General features: G+C 44.9%; 22 protein-coding genes and 3 pseudogenes. 16 read left to right on the top strand and 9 right to left on the bottom strand.

Translation table 11 applies throughout. From position 1 onward, the window contains the following. Positions 1-7 precede the first annotated feature (7 nt). The 3 genes from ACE1OE_RS09195 to ACE1OE_RS09185 all read left to right on the top strand — a co-directional run bounded on the left by ACE1OE_RS09195 (position 8) and on the right by ACE1OE_RS09185 (position 1,867). Entirely contained in the window at positions 8-772 is a 765-nt protein-coding gene (locus ACE1OE_RS09195) for an SDR family NAD(P)-dependent oxidoreductase (RefSeq protein ID WP_102468016.1), read from the top strand. A 46-nt stretch (positions 773-818) separates the two neighbouring features. Beyond that, positions 819-1,235 (top strand): RbsD/FucU domain-containing protein, encoded by a 417-nt coding sequence (locus tag ACE1OE_RS09190; protein WP_102468015.1) that lies wholly within the window; start codon positions 819-821, stop codon positions 1,233-1,235. Between the two features lie 236 nt (positions 1,236-1,471). Further along, positions 1,472-1,867: a DUF2061 domain-containing protein gene (locus ACE1OE_RS09185; RefSeq protein WP_449210814.1), complete on the top strand. Its 396-nt coding sequence runs from the start codon at positions 1,472-1,474 to the stop codon at positions 1,865-1,867. A gap of 132 nt (positions 1,868-1,999) precedes the next feature. On the opposite strand, the gene ACE1OE_RS09180 is transcribed toward ACE1OE_RS09185, so the two are convergent. The 4 genes from ACE1OE_RS09180 to phnW form a co-directional block, all read right to left on the bottom strand. Beyond that, positions 2,000-3,280: a hypothetical protein gene (locus ACE1OE_RS09180; RefSeq protein ID WP_449210813.1), complete on the bottom strand. Its 1,281-nt coding sequence runs from the start codon at positions 3,278-3,280 to the stop codon at positions 2,000-2,002. 583 nt (positions 3,281-3,863) lie between these two features. Continuing rightward, positions 3,864-4,712 (bottom strand): phosphonoacetaldehyde hydrolase, encoded by an 849-nt coding sequence (gene phnX, locus ACE1OE_RS09175; protein WP_449210812.1) that lies wholly within the window; start codon positions 4,710-4,712, stop codon positions 3,864-3,866. Continuing rightward, positions 4,705-6,078, bottom strand: a complete 1,374-nt coding sequence (locus ACE1OE_RS09170) for an aspartate aminotransferase family protein (protein ID WP_102468010.1) — start codon at positions 6,076-6,078, stop codon at positions 4,705-4,707. Before ACE1OE_RS09170 ends, phnX begins: the two co-directional genes overlap by 8 nt. After that, the gene (gene phnW, locus ACE1OE_RS09165; protein WP_449210811.1) at positions 6,078-7,181 is read right to left on the bottom strand and encodes a 2-aminoethylphosphonate--pyruvate transaminase; all 1,104 of its coding nucleotides are present in this window, start codon (positions 7,179-7,181) and stop codon (positions 6,078-6,080) included. The genes ACE1OE_RS09170 and phnW overlap by 1 nt, the downstream gene beginning before the upstream one ends. 313 nt (positions 7,182-7,494) lie before the next feature. On the opposite strand from phnW, the gene ACE1OE_RS09160 reads away from it, so the two are divergent. The 5 genes from ACE1OE_RS09160 (at position 7,495) to ACE1OE_RS09140 (ending at position 13,394) form a co-directional block, all read left to right on the top strand. Further along, positions 7,495-8,502: a putative 2-aminoethylphosphonate ABC transporter substrate-binding protein gene (locus ACE1OE_RS09160; RefSeq protein ID WP_449210810.1), complete on the top strand. Its 1,008-nt coding sequence runs from the start codon at positions 7,495-7,497 to the stop codon at positions 8,500-8,502. A 191-nt stretch (positions 8,503-8,693) separates the two neighbouring features. Beyond that, positions 8,694-9,839, top strand: a complete 1,146-nt coding sequence (locus tag ACE1OE_RS09155) for a putative 2-aminoethylphosphonate ABC transporter ATP-binding protein (RefSeq protein WP_449210809.1) — start codon at positions 8,694-8,696, stop codon at positions 9,837-9,839. A 45-nt stretch (positions 9,840-9,884) separates the two neighbouring features. Then, a complete protein-coding gene (locus tag ACE1OE_RS09150; RefSeq protein WP_449210914.1) occupies positions 9,885-11,573 on the top strand; it encodes a putative 2-aminoethylphosphonate ABC transporter permease subunit in 1,689 nt (562 codons plus the stop codon). 62 nt (positions 11,574-11,635) lie between these two features. After that, positions 11,636-12,340, top strand: coding sequence for a phosphonate utilization transcriptional regulator PhnR (phnR, locus tag ACE1OE_RS09145; RefSeq protein WP_449210808.1), 705 nt, complete (start codon positions 11,636-11,638; stop codon positions 12,338-12,340). 154 nt (positions 12,341-12,494) lie between these two features. Beyond that, positions 12,495-13,394 (top strand): multidrug transporter, encoded by a 900-nt coding sequence (locus ACE1OE_RS09140; RefSeq protein ID WP_449210807.1) that lies wholly within the window; start codon positions 12,495-12,497, stop codon positions 13,392-13,394. Between the two features lie 163 nt (positions 13,395-13,557). On the opposite strand, the pseudogene ACE1OE_RS09135 reads toward ACE1OE_RS09140, so the two are convergent. Beyond that, positions 13,558-13,992 (bottom strand): annotated as a pseudogene (locus tag ACE1OE_RS09135) (hypothetical protein); the annotation flags it as partial. Between ACE1OE_RS09135 and ACE1OE_RS09130 the strand changes: the two are divergent. From ACE1OE_RS09130 to ACE1OE_RS09120, 3 genes and pseudogenes are all read left to right on the top strand, one after another. Then, positions 13,992-14,231 (top strand): annotated as a pseudogene (locus ACE1OE_RS09130) (AraC family transcriptional regulator); the annotation flags it as partial. The pseudogenes ACE1OE_RS09135 and ACE1OE_RS09130 overlap by 1 nt on opposite strands. A 187-nt stretch (positions 14,232-14,418) precedes the next feature. After that, entirely contained in the window at positions 14,419-14,844 is a 426-nt protein-coding gene (locus ACE1OE_RS09125) for a GNAT family N-acetyltransferase (RefSeq protein WP_449210806.1), read from the top strand. A gap of 169 nt (positions 14,845-15,013) precedes the next feature. Then, positions 15,014-16,180, top strand: a complete 1,167-nt coding sequence (locus ACE1OE_RS09120) for a MalY/PatB family protein (RefSeq protein ID WP_449210805.1) — start codon at positions 15,014-15,016, stop codon at positions 16,178-16,180. A 125-nt stretch (positions 16,181-16,305) separates the two neighbouring features. Here the strand turns inward: ACE1OE_RS09120 and ACE1OE_RS09115 are convergent, their stop codons facing one another. Further along, positions 16,306-17,838 carry a phospholipase D family protein gene (locus ACE1OE_RS09115; protein WP_449210804.1) on the bottom strand — a complete coding sequence of 511 codons (1,533 nt, stop codon included), beginning with the start codon at positions 17,836-17,838 and terminating at the stop codon, positions 16,306-16,308. A gap of 205 nt (positions 17,839-18,043) precedes the next feature. Here ACE1OE_RS09115 and yddG point away from each other — a divergent pair, with 205 nt between their 5' ends. Together yddG and ACE1OE_RS09105 are read left to right on the top strand one after the other, a co-directional pair. Then, on the top strand, positions 18,044-18,958 hold the full coding sequence (yddG, locus tag ACE1OE_RS09110; protein ID WP_449210803.1) for an aromatic amino acid DMT transporter YddG: 915 nt from the start codon (positions 18,044-18,046) through the stop codon (positions 18,956-18,958). A gap of 85 nt (positions 18,959-19,043) precedes the next feature. Continuing rightward, a complete protein-coding gene (locus ACE1OE_RS09105; protein ID WP_449210802.1) occupies positions 19,044-19,688 on the top strand; it encodes an START domain-containing protein in 645 nt (214 codons plus the stop codon). On the opposite strand, the gene ACE1OE_RS09100 is transcribed toward ACE1OE_RS09105, so the two are convergent. Both ACE1OE_RS09100 and ACE1OE_RS09095 read right to left on the bottom strand, forming a co-directional pair. Further along, on the bottom strand, positions 19,685-20,413 hold the full coding sequence (locus tag ACE1OE_RS09100; RefSeq protein WP_449210801.1) for a cation transporter: 729 nt from the start codon (positions 20,411-20,413) through the stop codon (positions 19,685-19,687). The two genes, ACE1OE_RS09105 and ACE1OE_RS09100, sit on opposite strands and share 4 nt — an antisense overlap. A gap of 347 nt (positions 20,414-20,760) precedes the next feature. Then, the gene (locus ACE1OE_RS09095) at positions 20,761-21,639 is read right to left on the bottom strand and encodes a LysR family transcriptional regulator (protein WP_449210800.1); all 879 of its coding nucleotides are present in this window, start codon (positions 21,637-21,639) and stop codon (positions 20,761-20,763) included. A gap of 180 nt (positions 21,640-21,819) precedes the next feature. Here ACE1OE_RS09095 and ACE1OE_RS09090 point away from each other — a divergent pair. Then, a pseudogene (locus tag ACE1OE_RS09090) lies at positions 21,820-22,242 on the top strand (class I SAM-dependent DNA methyltransferase); the annotation flags it as partial. 23 nt (positions 22,243-22,265) lie between these two features. On the opposite strand, the gene ACE1OE_RS09085 reads toward ACE1OE_RS09090, so the two are convergent. Continuing rightward, on the bottom strand, positions 22,266-22,349 hold the full coding sequence (locus tag ACE1OE_RS09085; protein ID WP_372061581.1) for a hypothetical protein: 84 nt from the start codon (positions 22,347-22,349) through the stop codon (positions 22,266-22,268). Positions 22,350-22,580: 231 nt separating this feature from the next. Here ACE1OE_RS09085 and ACE1OE_RS09080 point away from each other — a divergent pair, with 231 nt between their 5' ends. Together ACE1OE_RS09080 and ACE1OE_RS09075 are read left to right on the top strand one after the other, a co-directional pair. After that, entirely contained in the window at positions 22,581-23,348 is a 768-nt protein-coding gene (locus ACE1OE_RS09080) for a lipid-binding SYLF domain-containing protein (RefSeq protein WP_449210799.1), read from the top strand. Between the two features lie 226 nt (positions 23,349-23,574). Continuing rightward, complete coding sequence (locus ACE1OE_RS09075; RefSeq protein WP_449210798.1) at positions 23,575-24,144, top strand: hypothetical protein; 570 nt, start codon at positions 23,575-23,577, stop codon at positions 24,142-24,144. Positions 24,145-24,194: the final 50 nt, after the last annotated feature.

The raw sequence follows: 24,194 nt of genomic DNA, 5'->3' as shown, positions 1-24,194 counted from the left end.
TTAAGAAATGGGAAAATTAACAAACAAAAAAGTGTTTATCACAGGTGCTGAGCAAGGTATTGGATATTACACAGCAAAAACACTTATTGAATCGGGTTGTGACGTATTCATTCATTACTTTAGTGGCACGGAAGGACCAGAAAAACTGGTTGCGCTGGCGGAATCTTTAGGCCAACGTGCCGCATTCGGTTTTGCAAACTTAACGGATCGCACGGAAACGGAACAGTGTATTAACCAAGCTGTTGAGTTCTTGGGTGGAATTGACATCCTAGTTAATAACGTTGGTGGAATCATTGCAAGAAAATGGCTAGGCGAAATCGAGCAAGATTATTGGCAAACGGTCATTGACGTCAACATGACGACAATGCTTAACGTGACTCAAGCAGCATTGCCTCACCTGAAGAGTGCGGAAGAAGGCGCGAGTATTGTTAACCTTGCTTCACTTGCAGGTCGTTCGGGCGGACACTCTGGTTCATTAACTTATTCTATGACAAAGGGGGCAGTGCTGACATGGACTCGCTCTTTAGCGGCAGAGCTTGGTGAATTTGGCATCCGAGTGAATGCGGTAGCGCCAGGTTTGATCCTTGGCACTCGTTTCCACAACCAACATACAACGAAGGCATCGGCTGATGATACCGTCAAAGGCATCCCACTGGGCCGAGCTGGAACTTCAGAAGATGTTGCTCGTACGATTACGTTCTTGGCTTCTGAGTATGATGGCTTTATCTCGGGCGCTACGATTGACGTAAATGGCGGCGTTTACCGCATGTAACGTGGTTAGTGGTACTGATTCGTCAGTACCACTTTTAGGAGTAGTTATGCTTAAAACAAAAATTATTCACCCTGAGCTTTTGTGTCATTTAGCCAAGTGCGGCCACAAAACTAAAGTGTTGATCGCAGATTCAAACTATTCATTTGTGACCAATGCATCACCAAAGGCGAATGTTGTCTATTTAAACTTCGCGCCAGGAATGCTTCCAAGTACTGATGTTTTAGCGGGTGTCGTTGACATGTTGAACATCGAAAGTGCAGAAATGATGGCATGGCCGTCTGACTTCGATAATACGATTGTGGAACAATATCAATCCTATCTGCCTGCCGACACACCAATGTCTTTTTTAGAACGTTCAGATTTCTACTCTGCAGTAAAATCGGACGATACATTGTTGGTGATTGCAACCGGTGAGCAGAGACGATTTGCGAACATCTTACTGACCGTTGGGGCTGTATTTTAGTTCGAGCGTACACTGTGTCATGAGTTAATTAAGCACACCTAATCAAAACACGCCTAAGTTTACTTGGCGTGTTTTTCATTATGAGGTCGTTATTAGTCCACTGGATTCGATGGGGCATAGGAAAGAACGATAATCTTTTAATAGTTTTTGACTATCAAATTAATAAAATCAATTGATTTTTAATGGTTGTTTGTTTTGGATATAGTTGTTGTATTCCAACTAACAGGCATTCACCCATGACAAAAACACTACGATTTGCATCGATACACTTCACAATAGCGTTTAGCGTTGCGTATATTTTTACGGGTGAATTCATTCTAAGTAGCATGATTGCAATGCTAGAACCCGCTGTAAATACCGTCGCATTTTACTTCCATGAAAAAGCATGGGGAAAATACCTGTTCTTACAACAGCTAAGCAAAAATGCCCGAGTCAAAACGGCGTCGTTTGCCGCGGTGCACTACAGTGTCGCTTTCCTTGTCGTCTATGCATTAACTGGGGATATGTTAGCGGGAGGAGCTGTTGCCTTGTTAGAGCCTGCCATTAATACGCTTGCTTATTTTTTCCATGAAAAATCTTGGAATCGACGTACTGAGAATCAAGCCATTGCATCACATTGTGTAGCGGTATGATTGATTAGGTCGCCATACTCAATCTTAGAGTCGTTTGTAGGTTTCAGGCCGTGGGCGTTTGCTTGTCGTGCGTACAATGAGATTAAATAGCCAGAGCGTCGCCTCTGGCTATTGTATTTTTACTGTTCGTGATTATGTATTGGCTTGAGCCTCGTTATTCATCGTCTTGGGCGTAATAGGCTCAGTAATCTCTGTATCTTGAGAGGAGATATCAGCGGGATCTCCTGGCACAACGACCGATTCAGTTTGTGGCTTTTCTAATACATCATTGTTACTCATCGTAGCAGAGCGCTGTGTTTGTAGTTCAATGATTTGGTTTTCTAGTGTCTGTTTCTCTGCAGATAAGGCGTTGGATTGGGCAGTAAACGTTTCAATGTCTTGCTGCCAGTCTTGTTTTACTTGACTAAGCTCAACGGTGAGCGCTTGCCACTTCTCTTGATCGCTTTGCTGGTTGCTCATCATTGAATGTTCTATTTGTTTGGCATGATCAATGAGCGTTTGGTTTCTATAATCTCCAGCGGCTGAGGCAACGGCAATATTTCGTAGTACATCTTCTAGATTCAAAATATAGCGTTCGTACTGCTTTTCTGGCAATGCTTTCAGGTCTCTTACCTGTTGAGCAATTTTGTCAGCACGTTGCAGAGCAAATGTAACGGCATCAGAACGAATTTGTATTTCTTCGTGATTACGCGGAGAAGATTGAATAAAGGCTTCGGCTTTATTCAGAGCGGCTTCAGAGCGAGCCATGACTAAAGGCGCATCAATAAAGTAACGTTGTTTTTTTTGATTGCTGAATTGCTGAAGAGACTCGCCCAAATAATGTTTGGTGACAGATTTAGCTTCGAGTTGATGCTGATTTTTTTCTAGAGAAACTAACCTTTCATTATCTATTTCTACGTTATTAGCCACGTAATCGACGGTTTTTTTGAGTTGCTGCTCGACGCGTTTGAACTCGGATGGGAAAAGTGTATCGGCTTTGGCTGTTTTCAAATATTGTCGGTTCTCAAATGAAATGGCCATCACTGATAATACACGTTGTTTTGTTTCTAATGCATTACGGTGCGCCGTTTCAAAAGCGTCTAATGATTCTGTCATTTCTTGTCCGTACGTTTGGCTAGAAAAAAGATCGGAATCATTGATTTGCTTTGGGTCATGTTCAAATTCTGAATAAGCTTCCTGAGCGGTATTTAACGATTTACCCATTGAGGCATAAGCTTTGGCCGCAAACCACTCCAGTTCCTCATCTTTGTATTGAGCGGAGGCTGTGTTTAGTTGTGCTTTGAGCTTATCAAACAGCTCCAGCTGAATGTTGGTTGTTGCAGTGTGTTGTGGTTCATCTGACGAAGTGGACGCACAGCCGAATAGACTGGTTGCCAATGCAAGGCAGGCCAGCGTCTTGATACGTTGTTGCATTATCTATCCTTAGAATTATTATTGATGTTATTTGCTCGTGCTGTTGGTGATAGCGAGCCAAGGTATTGTATAGATACCCATTAGTTTTATAAATATATGTTGAAATTATTTTTCATGTTATATCGAGTCAATCACCAAATACTACTTATATATATGACTTATCATTCATTCGGTTGTTGTTTTGATTGTGATGTATTTATTTTTGTTATGGCGGATTGTGTCTTCGGGTATTTATAAATCAATTTAATGCTGAGGCGTATTTGGGAGTTAAATCGAACGATGTCTTTATGCTCCAATACAGACTTTATTCGTTAGTATGTAATTTAACTTTTGAAGAACAGTTGGTGACGTGGAGATAAATATTGGAATTAAAGCGTTAAGTAAACAAAAAAGCTAGCAAGGGTAAGCTTGCTAGCTTTTGGTAAATAGGTGACGCCAATATATTCGGTTACTGATCGTATTGGCTACCGATACTCTCAAAATCCTAAATCATCAGGAGCGGATAGTTTTATAGACCTTTATTCCTAAAGTGCCTATAGGATTGCCCCTATTAATCACTATGTTGATACAGCGTGATCATTAATTACGGTCTTTCACCTGCAGTAAGACGCTTTTCAATGTCTGCGACTACGTTAGGTAGATCGGCAATGGTGTCGATTAGGTAGTGCGGAGAGGCTTGGCCAAGTTTCGTGCGAGCACGAGCGCGAGCGGCGTCTAATGTGGCGTTATCCGCGGCTTGATATTCCTCGAACGTCAAGCCCGCTTCATTGCCTGATAGCAACAAACCAACCGTCCACATACCCGCATTATGCCCCTCTTCGATACCTGGAGCGGCATCGTCGACCTTGATACAAGCACCGACGGCGCTGACCTCAAGTTCGATCATGTTTTTGAGCGCCATAAACGGTGCTGGGCGACCACCTTGAGGGAGATCATCTGTCGCCACCACATAGTCAGGTTCATACCCGTAGTCTTTGGCTGCGGGGACAAGCACATCCATGACTTCTCTCGGGTAACCAGAACAAGAGCCGATCTTGATACCTTTTTCCTTGAGTCCGTTGACGATGTCAATCGCATTAAGGATTGGCTCGGCATGGTCTGCGACCTTAGCTTTTTGCAGTGGCATAAACGCGGCGTAAATTGCGTCAATATCGTTGTTCGTCATTGAGCGCCCGAATTGCTTGTTCCAGCGTGCATCGACAGCAGGCAAAAGACCGACAGCTTTAATGTGGTCCCATTTGCCAATGCCCATCGGCTCACGAGCTTCAGCAAGCGTAATATCAAAGTCAAAGCCTTGTCTGAACGCTTCCACAAAGATACTGGTTGGTGCAAACGAACCGAAATCGACAATGGTGCCCGCCCAGTCAAAAACAATGGCTTGAATCGGTGATGGCGTGGCGGTGTTTGGTGTTGCTAAAGAGTGATTAGACATAATTGAAATCCTTGCATACGGTTGCGATGGCGTGTTCGAAAATATCGAGTGCTTTTGTTAATTCTTCACGAGTGATGATGAGCGGTGGGCTCAACTGTATAACGTTACCTTGCGAGACTTTAAAGCTCAGCCCTTGATTGAGGCATTGATACAACACAGATTCTGCCTCGTCGTAGGCACGCTGTTTGGTCACATGGTTAGTGACTAACTCAACGCCCCACAACAAGCCTATTCCTCGTACATCACCGATCACCGAATAGGTTGCTTTCATTTGCGCTAAGCGAGCTTGAACAAACTCACTGTCTGCGCGTGTTTTCTCTAGTAATTGCTCTTGTTCGATGGCTTCCATAGTGGCGAGCGCTGCGGCGCAGCCAATCGGGCTTTTTTCATGTGTGTAGTGACCTAATGAAATATCAGCAGCCGTATTGTATTGCTCCTTGGTCACCATGGCGGCGATGGGGACGAGTCCGCCACCCAACCCTTTGCCGATACACAAAATATCCGGTTCGATATCAAAGGCTTGATACGTAAACCATTCTCCACTTCGTCCCATGCCATTTGGGATATCATCGATGATGAGCATGACATTATGTTTGTCGCAGATTTCACGGATACGTTGCCAATAAGCCTTACTTGGCACCTGAACGTCGGTATTACGAACGCCTTCAGCGATAAAGGCACCAATGCCGCCTTCCTTTTCGATGACATATTCGAGGTAGTCGGCGTAATGCACATCGCTTCCGTCTTGAGAGGGCAGTGCACCTCGGTATGACACCGCGGGTGGAATACGTTCAACCCCAGCCATTAACGGTCCCATGCCTTCCCGAAAACACGCTTCGCCACCAACGGATATGGCATCGAGTGACGCGCCATGGAATGAATCCCACAGCGACACAACTTTATGGCTGCCAGTGATATACCGAGCCAGTTTGAGCGCCATTCCCACGACTGACGTGCCGCCAGGTGCAAATAACACGCGATCTAGGTCGCCTCCACAAATCTCGGTGAGTTTTTCCGCGCATCTCACCGCCGTATCATTAGTAAAGCGACGTGGAGAAAAGGGCAAAGCTTGCATTTGTTCTGTGACGCGTTTAATAACATGGGGGTGACCGTAACCAAGTTGGTGCACGTTATTTCCATGAAAGTCCATGTAGCGTTTACCACGCGTGTCTTGGAGGTAAATGCCTTCCGCAGCTTCCAGTGAATCTAAGCAAGGCGTGGACATAGATTGATGCAAAAACACATCCGCATCACGCTTGAGCAAGGCTTGTGTTGCGTCATCTTGAATCTGATTATTCCATTCGTGGCGCGCTGGCGTGTTATTCACGTCGCCTTCGCTGCGTAAATGAGAAGATAGAACGCTCATTACACCTGCTCCCAGTAGATGGCGGTTTTCACCGCCGTAATCAGTCGTTTTATATCGTTTGGGTATACATCGCCAATGTTGCCGATTCGGAAGCAGTTTGCATTGGACACCTTGCCCGGATAAATCACAAAACCTTGTGCTTTAAGGCGGTTGTAGAATTCTTTGAACTGATAGTCGCTGTGTTCTGGTGAGTAGAACGACGTAATGATAGGTGAGTGCAAATCATCGTTAAGTAACGTTCTAAACCCTAATGAGCGCATTCCCTCAACGAGTGTTTTCTGGTTCGTTTGATAACGTTGATGGCGAGCGGCGATACCACCTTCGTCGTGCAACTCCTGCAGGGCTTGGTAGAACGCGCGTACCGTATGAGTCGGTGAGGTAAAGCGCCATTTACCGTGGTTATTCTCCATACATTGCCATTGGTCATAAAGATCTAACGTAAGAGAACGCGCTTGCCCTTGACATTTTTCTAGCTCGCTTTGTTTAGCGATAACAAAACCAAACCCCGGAACGCCTTGGATACATTTGTTTGCCGAACTGATCATGAAATCTACGCCCAGCTCTGCAATATCCATTGGAATGCCACCAAAGCTCGACATGGCATCCAGAATGACGATCTTGTCATGTTGTTTCGCTAACTTGACGACGGCGTCAATGGGGTTAAGCATGCCCGTGGTGGTTTCGCAGTGTACAATCGCGACGTGAGTAATCGAAGAGTCGTCAACAAGCGCTTGCTGAATGGCTTCAATGCTTGGCTGGTGAACTTCTCCCGGTGCAATGACACTGACAGGAATTGATAAATATTCCGCTATCTGTGCCATGCGAGCGCCATAAGCGCCGTTGTCGACAACGAGTAATTTAGCATTTTTTCCTAATGCACTGCCTATTGTCGCCTCGACGGATGCGGTGCCGCTGCCTTGCATGAGTACGCTGGTATAGCCTGCACTGCTTGTGGCGAGCGCGGTTAGTGTGGTTCGAATGACTTCTACGATGTCTTTATTGTAATCATCATCCCATGTACACCAGTCTTTCAGCATGGCTTGACGAACGGTCTCTGAGGTAGAAAGTGGTCCAGGTGTTAACAACAAGTATTCGTTTTTCATTACAGGGCCTTTATTGGACTATACCAGGAAGTTGTCATCACTCTACCAATCGTAATCCGTGCACGTAAAGCGTGAAAATTAGATTTAATAAAAGTTTCACAGTTCATTTCGTCGCAAATAGGTCCATTTTCTGTTTTTGCCAATCGTATTCAAATTGCCATTTTTCGTTCATTTAATCGTCATAAATGAGAATTACCTTGTATACACAAACTGGTACATACCAATAAATTAATCTTACTAAGTATTTAGGCACTCATCATTATTGTGAATATCAAGGTGGCCGGTGTGCTGATAAACCAAACTGGAGATGGACATGAAAAACCGTTTTATGAAAGGGACACTAGCGACATTGGTTTCTTTGTTAGCAACCAATGCTTTTGCCGCAACGGAAGTGACGGTGTATACCGCTTTTGAAACGGACATCCTTGCTAAATACAAGAACGCATTTGAGAAAGAAAACCCAGATATCACGATCAACTGGGTTCGAGATTCTACGGGTATCATGACGGCAAAATTACTCGCAGAGAAAAACAATGTCCGTGCTGAAGTGGTGTGGGGGCTTGCGGGCTCATCAATGGCGCTACTTAAAGAAGAGGGCATTCTTCAGCCCTATACGCCAAAGGGGTTGGAAGATTTAAACGCGAGCTTAAATGACCCTCAGTCAAGCCAAGCTTGGTTTGGTAATGATGCGTTCTTTAATGCAGTCTGCTTTAATGAAGTCGTCGCGAAACAACTGAACCTACCGAAACCACAATCATGGGAAGATTTGACTAAGCCTGTGTACAAAGGCCATATCGCCATGCCAAACCCGGCTTCATCGGGTACAGGTTACATGCAAGTGTCTGCATGGCTGCAAAACATGGGCGACGACCAAGCCTGGAACTACATGCAAAAGCTAGACAATAACATTGCCCACTACACGCACTCGGGGTCAAAGCCTTGTGTGCAGGCCGGAATGGGCGAAGTAGCTATTGGTATCTCCATGGCTAGCCGTGGCGCGAAGCTGAAAACGCAAGGTGCACCATTAGATGTGATTGTGCCTGCTGGTATTGGTTGGGAATCAGAAGCGGTGGGTCTTGTGAAAGAATCGGACGCGGCAAAACGCGTGGTTGATTGGTCTGTCTCAAAGGCTGCCAATGAATTGTATATCGAGATGTACCCAGTCGTTGGCCACAAAGACGTGAAAGCGACAGCAAGTAATTTCCCAAATGTCCAAGAAGTGATGGCTGACATGGACTTTGGTAAAATGGGCACCGATCGTGCAGACGTGTTGGAGACTTGGTCGCAAAAATTTGACGCAAAATCAGAACCAAAATCGTAAATTATCAGAATGAGTCCTGTTCGACATAGGGATTCAAATACGTAAATAGAAAGGAAGGCATACGCCTTCCTTTTACTATTTATTGCATTCTTCCTGCAAACAATGAAACTGAAACCAACCTGATATAAAATTGTCATTCCAATGAAATATTGCCTGCCTAATATTGGTATATACCATTTGGAGAGTAAGTGATGACAGTATCCAAACCCTATTTAGACATTCAAAATGTTGTAAAACAATTTGGCCAGTTCACGGCATTGAAAGAGATCTCATTATCGATTAGTCGTGGTGAATTCGTGTGTTTTCTTGGGCCATCTGGCTGTGGCAAAACGACGTTATTACGTGCGATTGCGGGTCTGGATCTTCCTACCTCTGGACGTATTTGCCAAGACGATAAAGAGACGACATTTCTACCGCCTGAGAAACGTGACTTTGGCATTGTCTTTCAATCCTATGCGTTGTTTCCAAACCTTACGGTGCAAGAAAATATTGCCGTAGGACTAAAAAACCAAGGCTTATCTAACAAAGAAGCGTTAGAAAAAGTCGAACATTGGTTAGAGATGATAGGACTGCCTACCTCTGGTAATAAGTTTCCCAACCAACTGTCAGGTGGCCAGCAACAACGAGTGGCGCTGGCTCGTGCACTGGCGCTGTCTCCTGGGTTGTTACTTCTCGATGAGCCATTATCAGCACTTGACGCGAAAGTGCGTACTCACCTTCGCGATGAAATTTGCCAGATGCAACGTCGCTTAGGCATCACCACTATCATGGTGACGCACGACCAAGAAGAAGCCTTGTCGATGGCCGATCGTATTGTTGTCATGAATCACGGCGTGATAGAACAAGTAGGGACACCGCAAGACATCTATGAAGCACCGGCTACACGTTTTGTCGCCGACTTTGTTGGCAGCATGAATTTTATTGAGGCCTCAGTGGCGTCTAGCCAATCATTGCGGGTGGCTGAATCGATGTTACCTCTTCCTGAACTTGAGAACATGACACTAAACCAAGGTGACATCTTTGAGTTGGCTGTTCGCCCAGAGAACATTCAATTTGTTGAGCGTGCGAGCAACGCTATTCCGGTGCGGATCCTAGCTAAAGAATTTCAAGGTGCGTTTTACCGAGTTGAAGTTGCTATGCAAAATGCGCCATTAGCTACGCCCCTTTATATTGATGTTCCTGTAAAAGAAGTGAAGCGCTTTAATCTACGCCGTAACGACATTCGTTATATTGAGTTTGGTGCGAGTGGCTTGCGTGGGTATTTACCTGAGAGCCACGTATTTAAGTCGGTATCTGGCGGTAGTGCTGTTAGTCACGCTTCTAGTCAAGCGGCATAGGGGAACGACATGTACGCAACTTCGACGCTCTCTATCGGCGATACGATGAAAAGACGCGCGGCGGAAATGAGCGCAAAAATGAGTAAAGACAATTGGATTCTTTTGGGTTTGTTGTCATTTATCTTTGTTTCAATGCTGCTGTTTATCATTATGCCGTTGTGGGCGATGATGAAAAAAAGTGTTCAAAATAGCGATGGCGAGTTTGTCGGTATTGATAACTTTTCTACTTATTTTGCCACAGATAGCCTGTGGGTCTCGTTAACGAATACGTTTACGGTGGGATTGATTGTCACCCTCGTCGTTGGGGTGCTTGCTTTTGGCTATGCTTACGCTTTGACCCGAACGTGTATGCCATTTAAAGGGTTATTTCGTTTTATTGGCTCGGCACCTATCCTTGCTCCTTCGTTGCTGCCTGCGATCAGTTTGATCTATTTGTTTGGCAACCAAGGTGTTGCTAAGGATCTATTGCAAGGTCACTCGGTATATGGCGTGATAGGTATTTCTTTGGGTTTGATTTTTTGGACCTTTCCCCATGCATTGATGATATTGACAACGTCTTTACGCACCTCTGATGCTCGTCTTTACGAAGCCGCGAGGGCGCTGAATACGTCTCCAATTAAAACTTTTTTTATGGTGACGCTGCCTGCCGCAAAGTATGGGTTGATCAGTACGTTAATTGTGGTGTTCACACTGGTAGTGTGTGATTTCGGCGTCCCTAAAGTGATAGGTGGAAGCTACAATGTACTGGCCACGGATATCTTCAAGCAAGTGGTTGGACAACAAAACTTCTCTATGGGCGCGGTGACGAGTATCTTACTGTTATTACCCGCAATATTGGCTTTTGCTGTGGATCGTTGGGTGCAAAAAAAGCAAAAGAGTATGCTTGATTCACGTTCCGTACCGTATCAACCAGAACCCAATAAACTACGTGATAACATCAGTTTGATTTACTGTGTTGTGATTTCTTTTGCGGTGATTACTGTGCTGGGAATGGCGGTGTATGGATCGCTGGTCACCTTTTGGCCTTGGAACAAGGCATTAACACTAAATAATTATAACTTCGCTGAAATGAGCACCTATGGATGGACGCCTTATTTCAATTCATTAAAGCTGGGCTTATGGACGGCGATTGTTGGTTCAGTGGTGATTTTTCTTGGCGCTTACGGCATTGAGAAGGGGCGCGCCTTTTCTCCGTTGCGTCAGTTGATGCAAATGATGAGTGTTATTCCAATGGCTGTACCGGGTTTGGTGCTTGGTTTAGGTTATATTTTCTATTTTAATGACGCAAATAATCCGCTTGGAGTGCTTTATGGCACGATGGCGTTCTTGGTCATCAACACGGTCGTTCACTATTATACGGTAGGACATATGACGGCGTTGACCGCACTAAAGCAACTACCAACCGAAATTGAAGCAACGGCCGCTTCCGTTAAGTTGCCGCAATATAAGTTGTTTTTTAAAGTGACGTTACCGTGTTGTCTACCAGCGGTATTAGATATCGCCATATATTTATTTATCAATGCTTTAACAACGACTTCCGCAGTAGTATTCTTGTATTCAACTCAAACGATTCCTGCGTCCGTATCGGTTTTGAATATGGATGATGCCGGTCAGACAGGCTCGGCAGCTGCCATGGCGGTGATGATTATGCTTTCCGCTGCGGCCGCGAAACTCCTACATATGCTGGTGGGTAAGTTGCTCGAAGGGAAGACCCAAGCATGGCGAGCTCGATAATGATGGTTGTGCTGTTAAACACCGATAAGCGATATGTCGCCTATAAGAATTAAGGATACTAAGTGCAATACGTAAAAATAAAAGATGCGCTGGTTGAGCAAATAGAGTCGGGTATGTTAACGCCTAGACAAAAACTGCCAGCGGAAAGAAAGCTCGCAGAGTCGTTTGATACGACTAGGGTTACGTTACGTGAAGCGTTATCGTTGCTTGAAGCTGAGGGACGAATATTTAGAGAAGATCGTCGAGGTTGGTTTATTTCTCCGGAGCCATTGAAATACGATCCAACCCAAACGCTTAACTTTACTAATATGGCACAGAGCCAAGGCCGTCATCCAAAGACGAGCTTGGTGTCGGCTAAAGCGATGATGGCGACGAAGAAAGCGGCTGAGCTGTTGGTACTTCCTCCTTTCTCCGATATTTATCGTGTGGATCGAGTTCGTTATTTAGAGGATAGGCCAGTGGTATTCGTGACGAATTACATTCGCACAGAGCAATTTCCCAACCTGTTAGAGCATGATTTATCCCAGTCCTTAACAGATATATATCGAGAAAAATATGGGGTTGAATATAGCAAAGTGAAGTATCGCGTGAGCACAACTTCGCTGTTAGGAGAAATGGCACAAGCATTGCGAGCAACCTCAGGAACGCCTGCCATGATGGTCGAAAGAATCAACTATAACCAACACGGTGAGTTGATAGATTGTGATATCGAATATTGGCGCCATGATGCGATAAGTATTGAGTCTGTCGCTCAGCTTACTCGTTGATATTGGCTTGCCAGTCATTACATTCGATGTAAATGCTTAACGCTCATGCCGACAGTAATATCGGATGTGCTAAGTGCTAAGTGCTAAGTGCTAAATACTAAGTGCTTAATAAGCGGATGTTTCTATCATCCGCTTTTTCTTTTAAGGGATTCAAGTGGCTCTTTACGCAATGATTCTGGTGATCGGCTCGGCGCTACTGCACGCAGGCTGGAATGTGCTCGGAAAATCCAATGGCGGCTCTGGGTATTCGTTTACGTTAGGGGCAGCATTGGCCCCACTGGTTTTACTCTCTCCTTATTTGATATGGTGCCTTACCGTCATTGGGTTTGAAAATATCTCAATGCATTTTTGGGGGCTACTATTGCTAAGTGCGATTGGCCAGGTCATTTATCTGGTTGGTCTTCTTAAGGCATACAGTCTTGGGGACATTGGTGTGATGTATCCCATTGCACGAGCATTACCAGTACTTATGGTCGGACTTGGAACCGTAGCGATCGGGCAGACGCTCAGTGTCAATGCTTGGCTTGGCTTCGCGGTACTGACGATTGGATGCATGATTATACCGATGCGGCACTTCCGAGACCTTAGGCTTAGCTCATATGCGAATGTTGGTGTCTTTTGGGCTTGTATTGCCGCTGTTGGCACCACTATTTACTCTATCGTTGATAAACAAGCCTTAAGCTGGTTACAACACGAAACAACAGGGCTATCACAGCATCAGATTGCGATTTTTTACTTAGGGATCCAATTTGCTGCGATTGCATTGGTTCTGATCAGTTGGATACTTATTACCAAACAGCGCCATGAGCTAAGGTTGACTTGGCAGCATCGTCACCGTTCCGCCATTGCTGGAATTATGATGGCACTGACTTACGGAATGGTTTTGTTTGCGATGACGATGGTTGATAACGTGAGTTATGTGGTGGCCTTACGGCAGGTGAGCATTATATTTGGCGTTGTAATGGGTATCTGGTTCCTAAAAGAACGATGGTTTTATACGCGCGGCGTTGGTGTGTCGCTTGTACTAGCTGGGTTGATAGTCGCGCTGGCATAGTTTCACAGGATTGATAGTTTCACGGTATCGATATAGTTTTACAGTATCGATATAGGGGCTTAGGGTTTTAACTGAAGTCAGGTGATCATCAACTAGGCTCAATAGGCGATGGTTGCTAAAGCCCAATACTCACATATTGGGCTTGTAGGGGGTATTAACACTTTTACTTTTGTACGACCCGTGTCTCTTCGCTCGAAACCGAAATTTGGACAGAGCTGACGGTTTGCCCGTTGATCAATTTTTTCGTAGCGGTGACCGACTGACCATCTACGATTAACGATGCGTAGTCACCATAGAACCACGCCTCCCAAAGCAATGGTAATGTTGAATCATTGGTGAATGTTGTTTGATTGACACCATCGTGGCGAACGGTTACCTCATGCGTACCTACAGGGAGTTGTGTCACTTCCAACCAATCAATATCACCGGTTAAGTGCGATGCTGTTATTATTTTATTGTTTCCCGCATCGGGCTTAATCCCCATCAAGCCTTCAATGGTATTCGAGATAAAGGTAAACGAAATTTCAGGGTAGTCACCATTGGTGCCTTGCGTTGGTCGTTCATGCGGCTCATCTTTGATATCCATAATGTATTGCATCTCGCGCGCTGCTCAGCGATACAGATCGAACCATACTGGATGTTTCACTGACGGTAGGGTTTAACTCCAGTAGTCGGTTTTATGAGACATTTCAAACTTATATTGGCGTGACGCCAACGCAGTATCGAAAGTTAGCGAGGGAAGATCATCGGTGGAGTAATCATGGCAGTAGCCCGTTATATGATTTGGAAAAAGGAGCATGTGATGGAAAACGTCCATTAGGGGTTATGGGAGCTTAATGGATGAACGGGAATGAGTCGTTGACAGTTTTAATGATAAAAATGATAGATAAAACACAGAGACGAGTGCTTTGTTCGTCGTATAAAGAGCCGAGATCGTTTTGTCGTAAATATTCAATAAATCTTTCGGAAATAAGTACATAATGGACGCTCACTCGCAACGTATAGATAGTAATTGAGAACACCAATGATTAGACCTTATGGCAATAATGACAGCGACACTGTATTAGCGATTTGGCTACAAGCGTCCATCAAAGCGCATGATTTTGTACCACCTGAGTTCTGGGTATCTCAAGTCGATGTTATGCGTGATACTTATTTACCGGTTTCAATGGTGTATGTGTATGAATGGGCGGATGAAGTCGTTGGTTTTTATGCACTGTATGAAGATACATTAGCGGCTATTTTTGTCGCGCCAGAAAAGCAGGGTCAAGGTATAGGAAAGCAGTTAATAAACCACGCAAAACAACAAAGTTTGCCACTGACTCTGAACGTTTATAAGGCCAATAACGCCAGTGTTCAGTTTTATTTATCGCAGGGATTTATTGTAGTCAGCGAGCAAGAAGATGAGCACACTGGGCACCCGGAATATTCAATGCGGTTCACCGCCTAATATTATTCGCCTAAAGAGCAAAATACCAGTTGATGGTGTTGTTAATGATAAAGGATAGATCAGGTTCAGGCCATCAAATGTTACTGGGTTTGCCTTACACTGGAATAGCGACTAAAAATGGTGCTATCGCCATTGGTTAGGTAGAACATACGACGATTAGAGGTAAGGGATGACGTTTGATTTTGATGAAGTGATAGAGCGTGTCGGCACCCACTCCGCGAAATGGGATGAAATGGAGTCGATTTTTGGGGTGTCCGCTGATAATGGCTTACCCATGTGGGTGGCAGATATGGACTTTAAGGCCCCATCGCAAGTCAATGAGGCATTGCTCGCCGCCGCCCAAAACGGCGTAAATGGCTATTATGGTGATGATAAACAGTATCAACAGGCCGTGACGGGTTGGATGCAACGTCGTCATCAATGGACTGTTGAACCTGAGTGGGTGGTAACGTGTGCTGGTTTGGTACAAGGAACCGCACTTTGTGTGCAAGCGTATAGTGAGCCTAACGATGGCGTGATCTTGTTTACGCCGGTATATCATGCATTTTCTCGGGTGATTAAGGCCAATGGCCGCCGCGTGGTGGAAAGTGAATTGGTTCAGCGTGATGGTCAATACCATATGGATTTAGATGCGTTAGAGCGGCAACTCACTGGCGATGAAAAAATGGTCGTGATGTGCTCACCGCATAATCCAGGCGGGCGCGTTTGGACAAGACAAGAGATCCAAGCATTAGCGACGTTTTGTCAACAACATAGCCTAGTGTTGGTGGTGGATGAGATCCATCATGATTTGGTATACGCAGGCTCGAAGCATACGGCCGCGCCTTTAGCCGCGCCTGAGGCGATCGACAACATGGTAATTTTGGCGGCAACGACCAAGACATTCAACATTGCCTCAGCGCTGACAGGCGCTGCTATTATTCCTAATAAAACGCTTCGAAATCAATACCAAACCGTGTTGAACGCCGCGGGTATTGGACCGAATAGAATTGGCATGTTGATGGCCATTTCTGCCTACGAACACGGTGAACCTTGGCTTGATGCGCTGCTGACCTATCTGGATGAAAATCGTAGGATATTCGATGAGGGTGTACATGCTATTGCTGGTGTGAGGTCAATGAAACTAGAGGCCACGTATTTGTCTTGGGTAGACTTCTCTGGAACTGGGTTGTCGCCACAAGATGTGATACAGCGTGTTCAAACGGTTGCCAACATTGCCGCGAGTCACGGCGAGAGTTTTGGCTCGGGAGGGGAGTCTTTTCTTCGTTTTAATCTAGCAATGCCAAGGTCACTCGTTGAAGAAGCCGTGGCGCGTTTACAAGCTGCTTTTTCTTAGAGTGATTTATCCGTAATTCGAGCAGGATATGGACCCGATACCCTGCTTTATAGATGAGGCTACGCCTGTATCCTTCGTGGCCTCATCCATTCTTTTACTGACGGCAATGTTGATATTAAGAGCCGCTACAGTTGCTTTTCAATTGGCAATACGCCACTAAACCATGCACCGAAGCGTAGCCACAGACTGGCATCGGGCTCGCTGGTGAGCTGCTCACCCGTCGCGTGATCAGTCCAAATGATATCGCCATCTTTTATGGCGACTTGATACGCCGTGTCTGGCAGCTCGTTCAAGATATCGTGGTAAGCTTTGAGTGCATACTCAGGTTGTTCGATAACAACGCCCATTTCAGTATTGAGGTATGCTGAGCGAGGATCCCAATTCATTGAACCGACAAACAGTTTCTTTTTATCAATGATCATTGCTTTGGTATGCAAGCTAGAGCGACTGCTGCCCGTTAGGCTCCAGTTCTTCTTGATTTCAGCGTACGATTTGACTTCCCATAGCTGTACACCGCCTTTTACCAGAGCTTCTCGGTATTTGGCATACCAGCCATGAACTGCGAACACATCATTGGATGCTAATGAATTCGTCACAATGATGACCTCAAGACCATCGCTTGCGGCTTTCACCAGTTCTTCTGTTCCTTTTTGGGTTGGAACAAAGTAGGGAGAAATTAAGACCAACGATGTTTTACCTTCCAATACTACCGCCCCAAGGCTATCGATGAGGGTGCTTTGTTTGCTGTCGGGTTTGTCGGGTAAGTCATAGAGAAGCTTGCCTTCTCCCCAGTAAAGAGAAAGCTTGCCGTTGATCATGTCGTCATACATGGGCAACTGAGAAAAGTCGTAAATACCACCGTTAAATTTATCTCGTAATCCAATTTCGTCCACCCATCGATCAATATCGTTATCGGTGTAATGGGTGTCTATTTCGGTTAGCCATTCAACGGGAATACTGTAATCGCTGTTCCAATATAAATCGAATTGGCGAGCGACCTGCCGGACGGTTTTGCCAACCAATAACAAATCAAGGTCGGAAAACTCAACAGGGGATTCAATAGAAAAATATTCGTTACCGACATTACGCCCTCCAACAATGCTCGTGACACCGTCTACCGTAAATGACTTATTGTGCATGCGATGGTTTAAGCGTTCAAAATCACTCATCATGGCAAGGCTACGTGCAGTTCTTAAGTGATGAGGGTTGAACATTCGAACTTCTATGTTGGGGTGGCTGCTAAATCGAACGAGGTCATTGTCATCATATTTTTGCATGTCATCAAGCAGCACCCTGACTCGGACTCCGCGTTCTGCCGCTTCAAATAATCGCCAGGCGATGAGATTGCCCGCTTCATCGTCTCGAAAAATATAGTACTGCACATCAATGCTAGATTGAGCGGTTTCAATCATTGCCAGTCGAGCAAGCAGCGCATCGTGACCTCGATTTAAGGGATAAAAGCCGGTCTCTTCATCAAAAGAATGCAAAGGGACGTGCCTTTGAAAATAATCATCCAGTTTGGTGGCTTGGTCGTTAACGATGTTGTATGACGCCGTTTTATCGTAACGGCTCGGATCGATGCTCGATGATACACACCCTGTTAGCATAAGGATGAGTAATACGGACAAGATGTTTTTAATAGATAAAAATAAGTGCATGATTTAAGTGTTGAATACAGTTAAGGACGGATTTTTTTTAAAGAGTGTAGACACTTATGCCCGAAAAATCACGAGATGATTGTGATTTTAACACACTCTTTTCTCAAGAGTTTTTCTAGGGTACTGTACGCTAGGTAAGTTGCATAGTAAGGGCTTATAACGGTTTATTTTCAGGTTGGCTTTTTAGATATTAGAGTGGATGAGCGTGGCTTCAAATACAAAAAAATATACGTTGTGTGGTGTGCTAGCCATTTTATTGTGGAGTTGCTTGCTGGCGTTAACTCGAAATATTGCCGAGTTATTTGGTCCAATTGGCGGCGCTGCAATGATGTATAGCGTCAGTGCGATAGCATTAGTATTAGTGATGGGCTTTCCTCGTTTGAAAGATTTTTCTCTCAAATATCTCTTGATAGGGGGAAGCTTGTTTGTCTGCTATGAGATTTTCTTAGCGTTGTCTCTTGGTATGGCAAACGATCGACATCAAGCAATGGAAATGGCGGTCATCAATTATTTGTGGCCGGCTTTGACCGTACTCTTTGCGGTTATCAGAAGTCATCGTAAGGTCAGCGCCTTGGTGTACCCGAGCGTGATACTCGCGTTTGTAGGTGTAGTATGGTGCATTTCGGGTGATGAGGGGTTGTCACTCGAGCGTATTGTTGAAAATATCGCCTCGAATCCAGCCACGTATTTCATGGCATTTACTGCGGCTTTTATTTGGGCAATCTACTGCAACATTACGCCAGTAATGAGCCAAGGAAAAAATGCGATTGTGTTGTTTTTTATCGCAACCGCCGTCACGCTATGGGTCCAATATGCGCTGAGTAATGAGCAAGGTATGACGTTTTCTACGTCCTCTGTGATGATATTGATTGTGTCGGGTCTTGTGATGGGCGCAGGCTACGCGCTATGGAATTATGCCATCATAGGGGGAAACATGATGCTTTTGGCGACGTTTTCGTATTTTACGCCAGTGCTATCGACTATTTTCTCGTCGTTTTATCTTTCGGTGGTGTTGGGTGCCTCGTTTTGGCAAGGCGTCACGATGGTGACAATCGGATCGTTGCTGTGTTATTGGGCAACGAAAGAGAAACCAGCACAAGAAAGCCAGACTCAGTCTTGATGTCTCTAGCTCGCGAAAAGTCGGGTGGTAGACTAACGTAATACGGTAACCAATAGAGTGAGTTATCATACACAAGGAGTGGTTCGTGTTCGCTTTTATCCTGCGTTTGGTTGTAACGACGGCGCTCGTCCTTTCGCTTGTCCCGCCTGTCAATGCGGCTCGAAAACCGTGGTTGGTGAGTTATAACCAAGATGCGGTGACCTTGTATAAACGAGAGCACAAGGACGGATTGGTAGAGATACGGGTGCATGCCGATGTCACAACAACATTCAGTGCTTTCCTGCGGTTATTTGAAGACACAGAACATGTGCCTAATTGGTTACACAATGTTGACCAGACCAAAGTCTTATCGCAGATATCGGCCAATGAGAACATTGTTTACACGACATTTCTAGCGCCATGGCCAGCACTTGATCGAGATATGGTGACGTATTCACGTTACTATCAACAAGACAATCGCTTGATACTTGAGATAAAAGATGCATCTGATTACTTGGTGGAACAGCAAGGTTTTGTGCGTATTACTCAAGTAAAGTCTCGATGGGAGTTAACGAAGCTGGAGGACGGCAACGTATTTATCATGTACACAGCTTTTGCTGATCCCGGTGGTGCATTACCTGATTGGTTGGTGAATCAACTGGCCATTGACGGAGCCATTGAAACCTTTAAAGGATTGAAAAGAGAAATACAGCATTACCAGCATCTCTCTCATCCACACGTGACCGACTAGGCATTGCTGGTTGCAATACGCTTACGAGAACGTGCTGTACTGCTCTGCTTTTGCTGCGCATGTTTACGCTTGGCTTTTTCTTTAGTTAGGTCGGTGAATGCTTCTTTCAACATGACGGCAGGTACTTTGATAAAGTAAGCGGACATCAAGATCATCATCATTGGGTCGGCGTACACGCTGTATCCTGACCATGGAGTTTGTTCGACAAACCATGCCACAATAAAACCTGCCGTGACCGCGACACTCAACATCGTATCCATTTGCCACTGTTTTGACTCAGCATCGATTAAATTGGAAGACAAGGCTTTGTTTTTTTTCTCGATATACCACCAAGCGTAACCACAACCCACGACATTCAACACACCAAATATGGTTGCGATTGAGGTGTCGATAGGACGGCCGCCCGAAAACAGAGAAGAGACTGCTGAGTATAAGGACACCGAGACAATAAACAGGATGACGGATGCCTTGATAGCGATAACGATGGCTTCAACACGATTGCGACCCACCAATGACAGCACACTGTTGCTGTTTTTTAATTGGTTTGCTGCTGCCAGTGACAATAATGTTAACAGCAAGCTGACTAACGAATAGACACCATCAAAGGCAATGACAAGAGAGCCCATAACGATCCCTACTGCGAGTCCGCCACCTGCAAATACTGTTGCAATAAGGGCTGAGACTGTCAAAGTTCGAGTTTCGTTATTTCCGTTGTTCGGGCGCATACCATTTACCTTATTTAGTTTCTAAGTCCATTGTTTGCTCTATGTGATGTTATTTCAAACAATAGTTAAACATTAAGGAGTGGTGGTTAAACGGTTTTAATTTTATTCTGTTTTAAATCAAGTAGATAAGTTGTAATTTGGGGTGTCATTAATTTTGACACTCACTGATGGGTAAGGCGACGCTATTAAATGTATTAGATATGGGCAGGGGCACTAATGAACTGAATTATTCATTCTGGCGCTGAGGTTGATCTCGGGATAACTAAATCGGAATAGAGTGAGGTGAGAGGGCGCGCCACACCGCATTTTCTGTGCTATTTAATGGAGAGTATGACGATGAAAAAGGGTTAGAACGCGAACAAATAGTCACTGATTTGGTCTGCGGTCCAAATCATCGCGGGGTGTTCCGACATCCCTGCGGCGGTAAACATACAAAAATCTTCTTGTGTGAGTCCGTAAGTATGTTTAATAACAGAGAGCTCTTGTTCTCTAAGATACTGACGAATAAGAGGCTCTGGTAACACCCCCCACGCTCCCTCAGAAATAATGGTTCTGAGCATATATTCAAAGCTCGAAAAGCCGATGTATTTCAGAGAAAAGGGTAGCAATTCAGGGTTTGCTTTTTCATTGAGATAGGCCAATGACACCTGCATAGAATCACGAAGCACTTCGTCAGAGACTCTTGGAAGCTTGGACAGTTTGTGGTCGGAACGACAAACGGACATCATGCGAATCTTACCTAAGGGTTGGTAAACAATTCTCGGATCATCAATACGTTCATAATCCACACCAAAAGCAAAGTCGACTTGCCCCTTCTCGACAAGTGCCGATAGATCACCGGACGACGCCAACACAACGTTAAACGAAATGGCTGGAAAATTCTGATTGACTTGAACAGTGATATCTTGCCAAAGCGTGTCTGGAAGTGAGTCGTCATGGGCGATCCACACTTCAGTAGCAAACTCACCTGAAACCTGACTGCAGGTTTTACGAATTCGAGCCGATGTGATCAGTAAGTTTTCGCAGTCTTTATAAATAGCCTTACCTGTTTCAGACAACGCGACATTGTTACCGGTGCGAACAAATAACTCGGTGCCCAAATCTTTTTCTAATGCTTTGATGGCCATGCTTAGCTTGGTGCGATTACAGTCAATTTGACGGGCAGCAGCAGAAACCGAGCCGGTTTCTGCAACCGCACAAAACGCTTCAATTTGAGTAAAATTCATAGTCATCCAATGATAAAATTATGGCAACAAAGGTAGGTTAAAATCATAGCACGCACAACAAAGATTACGAAGATAACACTAGGAATTGACGGGCATTCTGGTTTAATCTAGGGCCAGTTATTAAGGAATTAAAATCAGTGCTTATTCTATAAGCGTTACTGATGAATTATGGAGTGAACTATGTCAAACGATTGGGATGAGTACGCAGCGACATGGGAGCATGATGAAGCGACGGCCATTTTTGCTCAATCTTGTTTTGAACAACTGACGGACATTACCTCACTGACCCGTAAAACGGTGCTGGATTTTGGTTGTGGTACAGGGCTATTGAGCCAGTTAATGTCGCCTCACGCCAAGCAAATCATTGCGCTTGATGGCTCTGAATCTATGATTGAAGAGCTGGATAAAAAAGCACTGAATAACGTAGAGCCCGTCGTTGATCTGTTGACTCGTGGTTTAGTGGCGCAACATCCCGCATTTAGAAACCAGTTTGATCTTGTCGTGGCGTCTTCCGTGTGCGGATTCATAGATAACCTGCAGGAAACGGCAAATATTATCTATACATTACTTGATGAATACGGCTTGTTTATTCAATGGGACTGGGCTGTGGAGAGTGATGATGCGGCCTACGGTATGACGACGCATCGTGCAGAAACTGTCTTGTTAAATGCTGGTTTTGAAAGTGTCACCGTTTCCGTTCCTTTTGAAATTGATACTGGTAAAGGCGTGCGTCCTGTGTTGATGGCGGTTGCGCGTAAGTAGCCCTCTTTACTTGTCTCTGGTTATCACGGTATGGCAATTGACGTTAATCATTAGCCAACCCTGTGATCAGGCTCGACACCTGGTAATGAAAAAACCAACTATCTAATTCATCAATAGATGGTGCCCCGTGCGCCATCTTTTCTTGATAAGATACACCTCAAACTTTATGGAGTGTATCAATGCGACTATTTCCTACCTCTTTCATTCAAGCTACTTGGCTTTTATTGTCTGTGCTTTTCTCTTCTGTCGTACTCGCAGAAACACCGGCCGTTACTCACACAGAGCCTTTAAACACAACCAGTTCGGCCTCTGCTATGACGCTGAAAACGGATAAGAACGATGCTATTCGCATGATTGAAAATGCGGCAGAAAAAATCGATAAATTTGACTCTACTGAACATTGGGATTCTGTAAAGCGATTAACGGGTGTAGCAAAAGCGATCCTTATTTTTCCTGCTGGTGGTCAGGTTGGTTTCTTACTGGGCGCTCAATGGGGGGAGGGGATACTCATGACCCGGCATGGTCAACAATGGAGTGAACCAATTTTCGTTGAGTTTAATAGTGCGATGTTTGGCTTATTGGTTGGCGCTCAAAAAATTGGCGGCATTGGTGTTCTTTTATCAGACGACGTTATTGATGATCTGGTCGCCAGTCCCATCAAAGTCGGAGGTACGGCGGATTTAACGGTTGGTTCTGGCATAAGTGGTAAAGTGATTGGCGGCACGAGTGGTATTTCTGCCATGATGGTTTCTGAGAATACAGGGCTCTACTTTGGCGGTAGCATTGATACCTTTCAACTAAAGCTAAATGCATCGCTGAATCGAGCTATGTATGGGGAAGGCGCTGATCTGTCGGCTGTGCTTAATCGCTTTGAGAGTGAACAAGGGTATGCCCAAACACTCCGTAAACGATTAGAAGGCATTGCCTATCGCTCGGTATACCAGTAATCAGACGCCATTAGCATTAGCATTAGCATTAGCATGACGGAGTCAATCGATATGCTAATGGGCCCGCTGCCTATCAACCTAATGCTCATTAAACCTACTGCCCATTAAACCACTGCCTACCAAACGATAAATCGACGTTGGTTCGCAAAGTCATTGTTTTTACTAGGCACTCCCGGAAACGTGAATTAATATTAAGAGTGTATTTGGGTAAATAAAGAGCACCAGCATGAAGTCAACATTACTACTAAGCGCTATTACTAGTCTATTGCTAATGGGTTGTACGACGGTCACCCCACCTCAAGCTAATTTCTCGTACGGTATAGCGACAACGGGTGATTTTTCGTTTCTACCGGCAAGCAAACCTAATACTTATTCTTGGAAAGCGGATGCTGCCGTTGCGCATGTCCCTTCTAAAGTGGATGCTCAAGAATACATCGCGGTAATCCAAGAACTTATCGATAACGAGCTGTCTAAAAAAGGCTTTGTAAGAGTATTGGCCTCACAATCTCCTCAGATGTGGATGGAGTTTGGTATTGCCACAGAGTCAAAAATGACCGATGACGAGGTGTTCGAAAGTACTCAAATTTCAACGGGTATTCAAGTCGATGCCAAGCCAGGTGAAAAGGGAGAAAAAGGCAGTGTTTATATCGCCGCGTTTGCTCCTATCGGTGATTTTCCTCGCTGGCGTGTACTGGCACAAGGACCCACTGAGCAACGGATAGATGACCCAAGTCAGCGCGATGAAATGGAAGACATTATCGCCTCAATGATGAGAAATGTGCCGGGCACTCCGTAGTATCTTCAAACATGGGTAATGGCTTTGTAGGGAATTGGAAAAAATATTGA

This window comes from Vibrio sp. E150_011 (genome assembly GCF_053544015.1).
This window is presented reverse-complemented; position numbering and strand designations above follow the sequence as displayed.

What these genes read in the sequence shown, in the direction of transcription:
- ACE1OE_RS09195 (WP_102468016.1), top strand. Translation starts at nt 8, where the DNA reads ATGGGAAAATTAACAAACAAAAAAGTGTTTATCACAGGTGCTGAGCAA.
- ACE1OE_RS09190 (WP_102468015.1), top strand. Translation starts at nt 819, where the DNA reads ATGCTTAAAACAAAAATTATTCACCCTGAGCTTTTGTGTCATTTAGCC.
- ACE1OE_RS09185 (WP_449210814.1), top strand. Translation starts at nt 1,472, where the DNA reads ATGACAAAAACACTACGATTTGCATCGATACACTTCACAATAGCGTTT.
- ACE1OE_RS09180 (WP_449210813.1), bottom strand. Translation starts at nt 3,280, where the DNA reads ATGCAACAACGTATCAAGACGCTGGCCTGCCTTGCATTGGCAACCAGT.
- phnX (WP_449210812.1), bottom strand. Translation starts at nt 4,712, where the DNA reads ATGTCTAATCACTCTTTAGCAACACCAAACACCGCCACGCCATCACCG.
- ACE1OE_RS09170 (WP_102468010.1), bottom strand. Translation starts at nt 6,078, where the DNA reads ATGAGCGTTCTATCTTCTCATTTACGCAGCGAAGGCGACGTGAATAAC.
- phnW (WP_449210811.1), bottom strand. Translation starts at nt 7,181, where the DNA reads ATGAAAAACGAATACTTGTTGTTAACACCTGGACCACTTTCTACCTCA.
- ACE1OE_RS09160 (WP_449210810.1), top strand. Translation starts at nt 7,495, where the DNA reads ATGAAAAACCGTTTTATGAAAGGGACACTAGCGACATTGGTTTCTTTG.
- ACE1OE_RS09155 (WP_449210809.1), top strand. Translation starts at nt 8,694, where the DNA reads ATGACAGTATCCAAACCCTATTTAGACATTCAAAATGTTGTAAAACAA.
- ACE1OE_RS09150 (WP_449210914.1), top strand. Translation starts at nt 9,885, where the DNA reads ATGAAAAGACGCGCGGCGGAAATGAGCGCAAAAATGAGTAAAGACAAT.
- ACE1OE_RS09125 (WP_449210806.1), top strand. Translation starts at nt 14,419, where the DNA reads ATGATTAGACCTTATGGCAATAATGACAGCGACACTGTATTAGCGATT.
- ACE1OE_RS09120 (WP_449210805.1), top strand. Translation starts at nt 15,014, where the DNA reads ATGACGTTTGATTTTGATGAAGTGATAGAGCGTGTCGGCACCCACTCC.
- ACE1OE_RS09115 (WP_449210804.1), bottom strand. Translation starts at nt 17,838, where the DNA reads ATGCACTTATTTTTATCTATTAAAAACATCTTGTCCGTATTACTCATC.
- ACE1OE_RS09100 (WP_449210801.1), bottom strand. Translation starts at nt 20,413, where the DNA reads ATGCGCCCGAACAACGGAAATAACGAAACTCGAACTTTGACAGTCTCA.
- ACE1OE_RS09095 (WP_449210800.1), bottom strand. Translation starts at nt 21,639, where the DNA reads ATGAATTTTACTCAAATTGAAGCGTTTTGTGCGGTTGCAGAAACCGGC.
- ACE1OE_RS09080 (WP_449210799.1), top strand. Translation starts at nt 22,581, where the DNA reads ATGCGACTATTTCCTACCTCTTTCATTCAAGCTACTTGGCTTTTATTG.
- ACE1OE_RS09075 (WP_449210798.1), top strand. Translation starts at nt 23,575, where the DNA reads ATGAAGTCAACATTACTACTAAGCGCTATTACTAGTCTATTGCTAATG.